The sequence below is a fragment of the Mycolicibacterium houstonense genome (genome assembly GCF_900078665.2).
Taxonomy (GTDB): Bacteria; Actinomycetota; Actinomycetes; order Mycobacteriales; family Mycobacteriaceae; genus Mycobacterium; species Mycobacterium houstonense.
Map to the genome: position 1 here is coordinate 661,047 of NZ_LT546208.1, position 11,548 is coordinate 672,594.

Annotated in this window: 10 protein-coding genes; 4 read left to right on the forward strand and 6 right to left on the reverse strand. The window is 67.7% G+C overall.

The window, feature by feature from the left end:
• A partial coding sequence (gene guaA / locus BN4332_RS31280) for a glutamine-hydrolyzing GMP synthase (RefSeq protein ID WP_160110966.1) occupies window positions 1-740 on the reverse strand: 740 nt, incomplete at its 3' end.
• A gap of 137 nt (window positions 741-877) precedes the next feature.
• Between guaA and BN4332_RS31285 the strand changes: the two genes are divergently transcribed.
• The gene (locus BN4332_RS31285) at window positions 878-1,612 is read left to right on the forward strand and encodes a beta-phosphoglucomutase family hydrolase (RefSeq protein WP_066903991.1); all 735 of its coding nucleotides are present in this window, start codon (window positions 878-880) and stop codon (window positions 1,610-1,612) included.
• Window positions 1,613-1,619: 7 nt separating this feature from the next.
• On the forward strand, window positions 1,620-3,983 hold the full coding sequence (locus tag BN4332_RS31290; RefSeq protein WP_066903993.1) for a glycoside hydrolase family 65 protein: 2,364 nt from the start codon (window positions 1,620-1,622) through the stop codon (window positions 3,981-3,983).
• Here BN4332_RS31290 and BN4332_RS31295 read toward each other — a convergent pair whose 3' ends face one another.
• The gene (locus BN4332_RS31295; protein WP_096867173.1) at window positions 3,984-4,565 is read right to left on the reverse strand and encodes a TetR/AcrR family transcriptional regulator; all 582 of its coding nucleotides are present in this window, start codon (window positions 4,563-4,565) and stop codon (window positions 3,984-3,986) included. It lies immediately after the preceding gene.
• A gap of 73 nt (window positions 4,566-4,638) precedes the next feature.
• Between BN4332_RS31295 and BN4332_RS31300 the strand changes: the two genes are divergently transcribed.
• Window positions 4,639-5,538, forward strand: coding sequence for a TauD/TfdA dioxygenase family protein (locus tag BN4332_RS31300; protein ID WP_066903985.1), 900 nt, complete (start codon window positions 4,639-4,641; stop codon window positions 5,536-5,538).
• Window position 5,539: 1 nt separating this feature from the next.
• Here the strand turns inward: BN4332_RS31300 and BN4332_RS31305 are convergent, their stop codons facing one another.
• Window positions 5,540-7,537: a YhgE/Pip domain-containing protein gene (locus tag BN4332_RS31305; RefSeq protein ID WP_074133251.1), complete on the reverse strand. Its 1,998-nt coding sequence runs from the start codon at window positions 7,535-7,537 to the stop codon at window positions 5,540-5,542.
• Between the two features lies 1 nt (window position 7,538).
• Window positions 7,539-8,255 carry a P-loop NTPase family protein gene (locus tag BN4332_RS31310; protein WP_066903995.1) on the reverse strand — a complete coding sequence of 239 codons (717 nt, stop codon included), beginning with the start codon at window positions 8,253-8,255 and terminating at the stop codon, window positions 7,539-7,541.
• A gap of 45 nt (window positions 8,256-8,300) precedes the next feature.
• Here BN4332_RS31310 and BN4332_RS31315 point away from each other — a divergent pair, with 45 nt between their 5' ends.
• Complete coding sequence (locus tag BN4332_RS31315) at window positions 8,301-8,927, forward strand: TetR/AcrR family transcriptional regulator (RefSeq protein WP_066903999.1); 627 nt, start codon at window positions 8,301-8,303, stop codon at window positions 8,925-8,927.
• A gap of 3 nt (window positions 8,928-8,930) precedes the next feature.
• On the opposite strand, the gene phoU is transcribed toward BN4332_RS31315, so the two are convergent.
• Both phoU and BN4332_RS31325 read right to left on the reverse strand, forming a co-directional pair.
• Complete coding sequence (gene phoU, locus BN4332_RS31320) at window positions 8,931-9,590, reverse strand: phosphate signaling complex protein PhoU (RefSeq protein ID WP_066903997.1); 660 nt, start codon at window positions 9,588-9,590, stop codon at window positions 8,931-8,933.
• Between the two features lie 68 nt (window positions 9,591-9,658).
• Entirely contained in the window at window positions 9,659-11,395 is a 1,737-nt protein-coding gene (locus BN4332_RS31325; protein ID WP_066903989.1) for a GMC family oxidoreductase, read from the reverse strand.
• Between the last annotated feature and the right edge of the window lie 153 nt (window positions 11,396-11,548).

The following is an 11,548-nucleotide window of genomic DNA, read 5'->3' on the forward strand; positions in this document are numbered from 1 at the left end:
CAGGTCAGCCGGTCGCCGATGGCCCGCTGCACCAGGGCGGCCGCGACCGCCGAGTCGACACCGCCCGACAGCGCGCAGATGGCCCGGCCGTCACCGATCTGGGCCCGCACCGACTCGATGAGTTGCTCGGCGATGTTGGCGGCCGTCCACGTGGCACCGATGCCGGCGAACTCGTGCAGGAACCGGCTCAGCACCTGCTGACCGTGTGGGGAGTGCAGCACCTCGGGGTGGTACTGCACCCCGGCCAGGCGCCGGGCCCGGTTCTCGAAACCGGCCACCGGGGCGCCGGCGCTGGAGGCGATCACGTCGAACCCGTCGGGGGCGGCGGTCACGGCGTCGCCGTGGCTCATCCACACCGGCTGGGTCTCGGGTAGCTCGGCGTGCAGGTCACCACCGGCGACGTGCAGCTCGGTGCGCCCGTACTCGCTGGTCCCGGTGTGTTCGACGGTGCCACCGAGGGCCTGGGCCATGGCCTGGAAGCCGTAGCAGATGCCGAACACGGGCACGTCGAGGTCGAACAGCGCGGGGTCCAGCGACGGGGCGCCGTCGGCGTAGACACTGGCCGGGCCACCCGACAGCACGATGGCCTGCGGATCCTTGGCCTTGATCTCCGCCACGCTGGCGGTATGCGGGACCACCTCGGAGTACACCCGCGCCTCACGGACCCGGCGAGCGATCAGCTGTGCGTACTGAGCGCCGAAGTCGACGACGAGGACAGGACGGGGAGATGCAGACGTCACCGCAACAGTCTAGTGGGCAGGTCAGCGCCCGCTTGAGGTGCCGGAACTCCGGGTCCGTGACCGAAGGCGTGTTTAGGACCACCGCCCGCGGGGTGATTACGCATGATGAAGAAGACGTCGGCGAAAGCGAGGACGCTGTGCTGGGGCTACCCGAGCAGATCACCGCCTGCCTGTTCGACCTCGACGGCGTGCTCACCGACACCGCGAGCGTGCACAAGAAGGCCTGGAAGGCCATGTTCGACGGATACCTGCGGGACCGCTCCGAGCGGACCGGCGAACCGTTCATGGCGTTCGACATCGACGGCGATTACCTGCGCTACGTCGACGGCAAGAAACGCGAGGACGGGGTCCGGTCGTTCCTCGGCAGCCGCGGCATCGAGCTGCCCGAGGGCACCGCGGACGACCCTGCGGACGCCGAGACCGTGCACGGCCTGGGCAACCGCAAGAACGCGGCGTTCCACCAGACCCTGCAGAAGGACGGGGTCGAGGTGTTCGAGGGATCCCGGCGCTATCTGCAGGACGCCACCCGGGCCGGCCTGCGCCGGGCGGTGGTGTCCTCCAGCGCCAACACCGAGGAGGTGCTCCGGATCACCGGACTGGACACCTATATCGAACAGCGAGTGGACGGGGTGACGATGCGCGACGAGAACCTGCCGGGCAAACCGGCGCCGGACAGCTTCCTGCGGGCCGCCGAACTACTGGGCGTCTCGCCCGCCCAGGCCGCGGTGTTCGAGGACGCGCTGGCCGGGGTAGCGGCGGGCCGGGCGGGCAGATTCGGTTACGTCGTGGGGGTGGACCGAGTGGGGCACGCCGAGCAGCTGCACCGCGACGGCGCGGACATCGTGGTCACCGACCTGGCCGAGCTGCGGTAGCGCCATGATGATCACCCACGACGCGTACCCGGTGGAACCGTGGCAGGTACGCGAGACCCGGCTGGACCTCAACCTGCTGGCGCAGTCCGAATCACTGTTCGCATTGTCCAACGGTCACATCGGCCTGCGCGGCAATCTCGACGAGGGTGAGCCGTACGGCCTGCCAGGGACCTATTTGGCCGGGTTCTTCGAAGTACGCCCACTGCCCTACGCCGAGGCCGGATTCGGCTACCCAGAGGCCGGCCAGACGGTCGTCGATGTCACCAACGGAAAACTGTTGCGGCTGTTGGTCGATGACGAACCGTTCGACGTCCGCTACGGCGAGCTGATCGAGCACGAGCGCACCCTCGATCTGCGCGCCGGGACGCTGACCCGGCTGGCCCACTGGTGCTCCCCGGCGGGAAAGCAGGTCAGGGTGGTCTCCACCCGCCTGGTGTCGTTCGCCCACCGCGGCGTCGCGGCCATCGAGTACACCGTCGAGGCGGTCGACGAATTCGTCCGGGTGACAGTGCAATCCGAACTGGTCACCAACGAAGACCAGCCCGAGACATCCGACGACCCCCGGGTCTCGGCGGTGCTGAAGCACCCACTGCACTCCGTGCATCACGAGAACACCGACCGCAGTGCGCTTCTGGTGCATCGCACGCTCGGCAGCGGGCTGATGATGGCCGCCGCGATGGACCACGACGTCGAGGTCCCGGGACGCGTCGAGATCAGCACCGACTCGAAGGACGATCTGGCCCGGACCACGGTCATCTGCGGGCTACGGGCGGGGCAGAAGCTGCGCATCGTCAAATACCTCGCCTACGGCTGGTCGAGTCTGCGGTCGCGTCCGGCACTGCGCGATCAGGCCGCCGGCGCGATCACGGGCGCGAGATACAGCGGATGGCAAGGCTTGCTGGACTCGCAACGCGCCTATCTCGACGAGTTCTGGGACTGTGCCGACGTCGAGGTCGAGGGCGACCCCGACTGTCAGCAGGCCGTCCGCTTCGGGTTGTTCCACGTGCTGCAGGCCAGCGCCCGCGCCGAGCGGCGCGCCATCGCGGGCAAGGGACTGACCGGCACCGGCTATGACGGCCACGCCTTCTGGGACACCGAGGGTTTCGTGCTGCCGGTGCTGACCTACACCAAGCCCCAGGCGGCCGCGGATGCGCTGCGGTGGCGGGCCTCCACCCTCGGCCTGGCCCGCGAGCGCGCCGGCCTGCTGGATCTCAAGGGCGCCAGTTTCCCGTGGCGCACCATCCGGGGCGAGGAATGCTCGGCCTACTGGCCGGCGGGCACGGCCGCATGGCACATCAACGCCGACATCGCGGCCGCGTTCGAGCGGTATCGCGTCGTCACCGGCGACGATTCGCTGGAGCTGGAATGCGGTCTGGCCGTGCTGGTGGACACCGCCCGGCTGTGGATGTCGCTGGGACACCATGACCGCCACGGGATCTGGCATCTGGACGGCGTGACCGGTCCCGACGAGTACACCGCGGTGGTGCGCGACAACGTCTTCACCAATCTGATGGCCGCCCACAATCTCCGGGTGGCGGCCGACGCCTGCCTGCGGCACCCGGACGCCTCATACGCGATGGGGGTGACCACCGAAGAGACCGCGGCCTGGCGCGACGCGGCCGATGCCGCCCACATCCCGTACGACGAAGAGCTGGGTGTCCATCCGCAGTGCACCGGGTTCACCACGCTGGCCGAGTGGAACTTCACCGAGAACACCTCCTATCCCCTGCTCCTGCACGAACCGTATGTGCGGCTCTATCCGGCGCAGGTGCTCAAGCAGGCCGATCTGGTGCTGGCGATGCAGTGGCAGAGCCATGCGTTCACCCCGGAACAGAAGGCCCGCAACGTCGACTACTACGAGCGGCGCACCACCCGGGACTCGTCGCTGTCGGCCTGCACCCAGGCGGTGATGTGCGCCGAGGTGGGACATCTGGAGCTGGCTCATGACTACGCGTACGAGGCGGCGCTGATCGATCTGCGCGATCTGCACCAGAACACCCGCGACGGCCTGCACATGGCCTCACTGGCCGGAGCCTGGACCGCGTTGGTGGCGGGGTTCGGCGGGCTGCGCGACGACGAGGGCATCCTGTCGCTGGACCCGCATCTGCCCGACGGCATCTCGTGTCTGCGGTTCCGATTGCGGTGGAAGGGTTTCCGGGTGACGATCGAGGCGAACCACCGCGACGTCACCTACACCTTGCGCGACGGGCCGGACGGGACACTGACCATCCGTCACGCCGGTGACGAGGTGGTACTGAACACCCGGGCGACGACCACCGTCAAAGTCGTGCCCCGGCACCCGTTGCTGCCACCGCCACCGCAGCCGCACGGGCGCGAACCGGTGCGCCGCCGCGCCGGGCCGACCGCCTGACTAGTCCGGCCCCACGCCCGGTCCGAGCATCCGCGCGATCTCGGCGCCGACCGCCTGGCGGATCTCGTCGTCGCCGATCGGGTCCAGCCCGGCCGCCGAGGTCAGGAACGGCTCGAACATGCGCCAACCCAATTGCAGGGCAACCGCGTTGGCCACGGCCAGGCGACCGCTGCGCTCGTCGTCGAAGCGGGGCAGCGCCTGACCCAGCAGCCGGGTGACGCCGGGAAACAGCCGCTGCAGCTGGCCCACCGGATAGCCGTCGAGCAGCGCCCTGGCCATCACCCGCATGTGCTGATCCACGGTCTGCCTGATGTGTTCGGTCTCGCCTTCACCGTCCAGCAGGGCGGTGAGCTGACCCCCGAGGTGATCGAGCACCGCGCCGACCAGTTGTTCCTTGGTGCCGAAGTGCCGATAGATCAGGCCGTGGTTGACCTTGGATCGGGCGGCGATGTCACGGATCGACGTGGCGGCCGGACCGCGCTCGGCGAACAGTTCCGCCGCGGCGGTCAGGGTAGCCGCGACCACCTCGTCCCGGCCGACCGGGCCGGCCGTCCCTTTTGCCGGTGGCGTCGGTGTAGTCACGTGGCTACACTAGCCCACATGCGGGTGTAGTCACTTGACTACAGTCGTTCCCACCAGTGCAAAGGACATATCGATGACTGCTTCCACCACTGCCGGCCTGACCGTCAAGAAACTCGGCAGCCGGATCGGCGCCCGCATCGACGGCGTGCAACTCAGCGGCGACCTCGACCAGGACACGGTCGCCGAGATTCGCCGTGCACTGCTGGAACACAAGGTGGTCTTCTTCAGCGGCCAACACCACCTGACCGACGAGAACCACCACGCGTTCGCGCGGCTGATGGGCAAGCCCGTCGGCCATCACGCACTCAAGACCGAGGACGCACCGCTCATCACACCGCTCGACTCCGAGTACGCCAAGGCCACCCGCTGGCACACGGATGTGACGTTCGTGCCGGATTACCCCGCCATCTCGATCCTGCGCGCGGTGACTCTTCCCGAATACGGCGGCTCCACCCTGTGGGCGTCGACCGTGGCGGCCTACGAGGCACTCCCCGACTCGCTCAAGCATCTGACCGAGAACCTCTGGGCAGTGCACAGCAACCGCTATGACTACGCCGCAGCGCCGGTCGCCGCCCTGAGCGAGGAACAGCAGCTGATGCGGGCCGCGTTCGAGAAGCCCGATTTCCGCACCGAGCACCCGGTGGTGCGGGTGCACCCCGAGACCGGCGAGCGCACGCTGCTGGCCGGCGACTTCACGCGTGGCTTCCTCGGACTGGACAGCCACGAGTCAGCCACCCTGCTTGAGCTGCTCCAGCGTCGGATCACCAAGCCCGAGAACACCATCCGCTGGAACTGGAGCCTGGGCGACGTGGCGATGTGGGACAACCGCGCCACCCAGCACCGGGCGGTCGACGACTACGACGACCAGCGCCGGGTGATGCACCGGGTGACCCTTGCCGGCGACGTGCCCGTGGACATCCACGGCGAGCGCAGCCGCCCACTGGCGGATGCCGCTCTGCTCCAGGCGGTCTGACTCACATCTTGATCGCCGGCATCAGCCTGATCATGTTCCACTGCCGGTTGCGCCTGGCCGACAGCGCCGAGACGGTCAGGGCCCCGATCCAGATCAGCAGCAGCGTGACGATGGCCTGCCAGAGCCGGTGATCGATACCGCCCAAAATGAGCTGGCGTAAACCGTTGACACCGTATGTCATCGGATCGTAGTGATGGAACACCTGGAACGGCCGCGATGTGGTCTCCACCGGGTACATACCGCCGGCACTGACCAGCTGCAGCATCAGCAGGGCCATCAACAGCACTCGGCCCACCGCGGGACCGACGAGCGCGTTGACCGCCTGCGTGGCCGCGACGAAGGTGCATGACACCAGCGTCATGAACCCCAGCATCGCGACCGGGTGTTCGGCCTGCATGCCGAGGGCGAAACGCACCACGCAGTACAGGATCACGGCCTGGAAGAGCCCGATCGCCGCGGCGGGCAGATAGCTGGCGAGCACCACCCGGATCGCCGGCACCTCCGCGGCGATCGGGCGATTCTGCAAGGGCCGCAACACCATCCACAGTACAAGCGCGCCGAAGAACAGCGCGAGCGTGATGAAGAACGGGGCCATGCCGGTGCCGAAGTTGGGTGCGGCGTTCTCGGACGAGTTCTGCAGGTGCACCGGGCCGCCGATGGTGTCGGCGATCGCGTCCTTCTGCGCGGGCGTCCAGTCGGGCACCTGGCCGGCCCCGTCGGCGAGCTTGGTCGCCAGCTCGGCCGACCCGGACCGCAACTGCGTCGTACCGGTTTTCAGCTGGCCGGCACCCGTGTCGAGTTTGGCGATACCACTGGCCAATTCGGCGTTGCCGGCTGCGAGCTGCTGGGCTCCGCTGCGCAGCTGATTCAGTTTGGCCGTGAGCTCCTGGCTCTTGCCGCCCACCCGATCCAGCGCGGAGTTCAGCGGGCTGCCAGGGTCTCGCAGTGACGAGGTCATCGAGATCGCCGCGTTCTCGGCGTCGGTCAGCTGCCGGCGGATCTGCGGGGTGAACTGGTGAGCCCGAAGGTCATCCGCGACCCCGCGCAGTGTTCCGGCCGCGTTGTTGGCGATCGGGTCCGGGCTGGCCGACAGCTGGTCGATCACCGAGGACAGCGCCGTCGCGGCGGAGTCCTGCGCACCGGCGATCGCGCCGATCTGCTCGTTGGCCTGCCGCAGTGCCGCGGTGCCTTCTTCGAGTTGTCGGGTATCGCCGCCGACCTTCGACAGCGCGGAGGTCACCGCCACCAAAGGGTCGGTGGCCTTGGTGATGCCGTCGGAGAGCTGCTTGGCACCGGTGGCCAGTTGCGCCGAACCAGAGCGCGCGTCATGCAGGCCGGCCGCGATCTGGCCGGCACCGTCGTCGACTTTCACTGCCCCGTCGGAGAGTTGGCCTGCGCCGTCGGCCGCCTGCTTGATGCCGGCACCCGAGCTGACGACGACGGAGAGCACCTGGTTGACCGCCTGGCCCGAGATCCGCGTCGACACCGCATTGAGGACCTGGTCGATGGCGGTGCGGCCGATATTCGACGAGATGTAGTTGTTGGCGTCGTTGTAGACCGCGTTCAGGTTGGCCTGCTTGGGCTGCCCGGTCAGCGGGGAGGCGATCGCCTCACTGAAATCGGCGGGCAGTTCCAGCATGAAGTAGTAGGTGCCGTGATCGACGCCTTGGCGTGCCTCGTCCTCGCCCACCACGTGCCAGTTCAAGCTGGCGTCGTCGGTCAGGCTCTTGGCGATCTCGGCGCCGGCGTTGATGTGCTGACCCGAAACCTCCACGCCCCGATCGGAATTCACCAGCGCCACCGGCATCTTGTCGACCTGGCCGAACGGGTCCCAGTATGCCCAGAGATAGAGCGCGCCGTAAACCAGCGGAAGCAGCATCAACACGACGATCGCGGCGCGGGTCATCCGGCTGCGGCCGAAGCGCTTGATTTCCGAGCCGAAGGCGAGACCAGCGGCCGGAGTGCCGAAGCCGAGCCGAGCAAGTGGATTTGTCGCCATCTCAGTTCTTTCCGGTCAGGATGCGGTGATCGTGGAGATCGTGGTCAGGAGCTTCGATGCCGAGCGGATTGGTCACGCCCACAACGACACTGCGTTGGGTGGCGATCGCGCCGAGTCGCTCGACTGCGAGGGCTCGCCGGCAGTTGTCACGGACCTGCTCGAGATCGCCGACCACCAGGATCGGGCGGTTCGAGAACAGGGCAAGCGTGACCTTGAGGAGGAACAGGTCGAGGTCGGACAGCTCGCTGATGTAGGTGCCGGGCGCCGGCGGAGTCAGGTCACCGAATACCTCGGCCAGCGCGGCGTCGCCGGCCTCCGGCGACACCCGTCGGTACCACGGCGCCAGCCAGCGGCGCTGCTCGGCGAGCACCGTCCGAACGGTGACCGCGTCTTCCAGCTCGTCGATGTCGTCGAATGCGGCGATCGCGCAGTGCTTGCGGATCTCGCGGGGTCGGGTGTCACCGCACACGGTCACGGTGCCGTGGGTGGGTGCCAGCCGGCCGGCCAGCGTCAGCAGCAGCGCGGTCTGGCCCCATCCCCCGGGCATCTGGATGGCGTGAAACCCCGGTGTGAGGGCGAGGTCGACGCCGGAGAACAGCGGGCCGTGCTCGCCGTCGACGCCCAGTCCGACCGCGGTGATCTGCGGCGTGACCTGCACATCCGGCGTCTCGTCCCCCTCGACCGCCTGGGTTTCCCCGGCGTCGTCCCTGTCTTCCATCTCAGCCTTTCGATACTCGCTGGTATCCAATCGATACTAGCGAGTATTGTGTTGGTCATGACGGCTGTCAAACCCGCTCGTACCCGCCCCACTCGCGACCAGGTGCGCGACCGGATCCTGGATGCAGCGCTCAAGGTGTTCGCGGCCGAAGGGTTCGCCGGCGCCACGATCGACGCGATCGGTCAGGCCGCGGGGTTCACGAAGGGAGCGGTGTATTCGAACTTCGAGTCCAAGGACGAGTTGTTCCTCGCGCTGCTGGACCGGCAGTTCGAGAGTCGTGGCGCGCTCATCGCCACCGCGCTCGACAGCGGGCATGGCGACAGCGCCTCGATCGCCTCGGCGTTGAGCCGGTCAACGCTGGATTCGATCCACGAGCAGAACGAGTACCAGATCGTGCTGATCGAGTACTGGCTGCGTGCGATCCGGGATCCCCAACTCCGCGAGCGGTTGGTGGCCCGTCGTCGCGCCGCCGTCGATCAGGCCCTGCGCATCGTCGAGCAGGCCGGTACGACACTTCCCGCCCAGCAGCTGTCCGCACTCGCCCAATTGGTGGTGACGATCATCTCCGGCATCGCCACCGAGGAGGTGCTGCAACCCGGGACCGTCGACATGACGATGCTCACCCGGTTGTTCACGGCGCTGCTGGAATCCACTCCCGCCGACGGGCAGTAGGTCTCAGGCCAACTTCTTGTGCAGCGGCCGCCCACCGGTGGCCTCGAAGATCACCCGTTTGCCGATCTCGACGGCGTGATCGGCGAACCGCTCGTAATAACGGCCCAACAGCGCCACGTCGACAGCCGAGCACACCCCGTCGTCCCATTGACGGTCCAGCAGCAGCGTGAACAGGTGGCGGTGTTCGGCGTCGACGGCATCGTCCTCGTCGCGCAGCCGGGCGGCCGCCTCCGGGTCACGCGAGACCAGCACCTCCTGGGCGGTCTGCGCCAGGCGCACCGCCTGCGAGCCCATATCGGTGAAGCTGGCGCGCACCTCGTCCGGGAGCGCACATTCGGGATGACGCAACCGCGAGATGTCAGCGACATGCACCGCGAGCGCGCCCATCCGGTCCAGATCGGCGGCGATGTGCATCGACCCGACCACCATGCGTAGCTCACCGGCGACCGGCTGCTGCAGGGCCAGCAGCCGAAACGCCGACTCCTCGATGCGGCTGTTGTAGGCGGCGATGTGTTCGTGGTCGGCGATCACCTGCTCGGCCAGTGACAGATCGGACTCGAGCAGGGCCTGGTTGGCCCGCTCCATCGCGCTGACCGCCAGCCCGCACATCTCGGCAAGCTGGTTGCTCAAGGCCGCCAACTCGCCGTGGAACGCTTCCCGCATCAGGCACACCCCTCCCGTCCGGGCCTCGACGCCCCGACGACGGGGAGATACCCCGAATCCGGCAGGAACTAACTGCCCGTGTTCACCGGTTCGATGGGGAGCCGCCGCAACCCGGCCGGCGCCTCGGCAGGCACGACCGGATGCTCGGGGGCGATCGGTGCCAACTTTCGATACGGCTCATTCTGCGCCGGACGCTGATCGTCCTGACCTTTGTTCGGCCACAATGATGCCGCGCGTTCGGCCTGGGCGGTGATCGACAGCGACGGGTTCACCCCGAGGTTCGCCGAGATCGCGGCACCGTCCATGACGTAGAGCGTCGGATAGTTGTACACCCGCTGGTACGGGTCGATGACGCCATGCTCGACGCTGTCGCCGATGGCCGCGCCGCCGAGGAAGTGCGCGGTGAGCGGGATGTTGAACAGCTCACCCCAGGTACCGCCCGCGACCCCGTCGACCTTCTCCGCCATCCGCCTGGTGAACTCGTTCCCCACCGGGATCCACGCCGGATTCGGCTCGCCGTGGCCCTGTTTGGACGTCATGACCCGCCTACCGCCGGGCCCCCGCTTGGTGAAGGTGGTGATCGAGTTGTCCAGGTGCTGCATCACCAGGGCGATGACCGTCCGTTCACTCCAGCGGGACGGGTTCAGCAGCCGGATCAGCAGACCTGGCCGCTCACGGCCCTGCTCCAGGAACTGCCGCCAGCGCGGCACATCGGTGCCCTGCGGCCCGGTGCCGTCGGTCATCAGCGTCTGCAGCAGCCCCATCGCGTTGGAACCCTTGCCGTAGCGCACCGGCTCGACGTGAGTGTCGGCGGTGGGATGCACCGAGGAGGTGATGGCCACGCCGTGGGTGAGATCCAGATCCGGCGACACCGTGAGGGTCTGGGCGCCCACGATGGACTCGGAGTTGGTGCGGGTCAGCACACCGAGGCGCGACGACACCTTCCCGAGTTTTCCGGCGTCCCGCATCTTGAACAGCAACTTCTGCGTGTTGTACGTCCCGGCCGCCAGGATCAGGTGCGTCGAGGTGAAGGTCTTGCGACGACGACGCAGCTTGCTGCCGGTACGGACGGTGGTGACCTCCCACAGACCGTCGGGACGCTGCTCGAAACTCGTCACCGTGGTCATCGGATGTACTTGCGCCCCAGCCGATTCCGCGAGCCCCAGGTAGTTCTTGACGAGCGTGTTCTTGGCACCGTGCCGACAACCGGTCATACATTCACCGCACTCGATGCACCCGGTGCGGGCCGGGCCGACGCCGCCGAAGAACGGGTCGGGCACGGTCTTGCCCGGGGTCATCTCGCCGTCGGGGCCGAAGAACACCCCGACCGGCGTGGCGACGAAGGTGTCGCCGCAGCCCATATCGTCGGCGACCTCTTTGACGATGCGGTCCGCATCGGTGAAGGTCGGGTTCTTCACCACGCCGAGCATCCGCTGCGCCTGGTCGTAATGCGGCATGAGCTCGGCGCGCCAGTCGGTGATGTCCTTCCACTGCGGGTCGTTGAAGAACGGGTCCGGCGGCACGTAGAGAGTGTTGGCGTAGTTCAGCGATCCGCCGCCCACGCCGGCGCCGGCCAGGATCATCACGTTGCGCAGCAGGTGGATGCGCTGGATCCCGTACATGCCCAATTGCGGCGCCCACAGGAACTTGCGCAGGTCCCAGGAGGTCTTCGCGAAATCGGCGTCGGCGAAGCGCTGTCCGGCTTCGAGTACACCGACCCGGTAGCCCTTCTCGGTGAGCCGCAGCGCACTCACGCTGCCACCGAATCCCGAACCGATCACCAAGACGTCATAGTCAGGCTGCATGTGATCAGTATGACGCTACCGGCAGGTAACTTCTAGACAGGAGGCCCTAACTTGTAAAGAAGAGTCTCTCGGCGTGAAGACCCGGGCGCTCAGCTCCCGACCGTGAGCCCGACTTTCTGGAATTCCTTGAGATCGCAGTACCCGGCCTTGGCC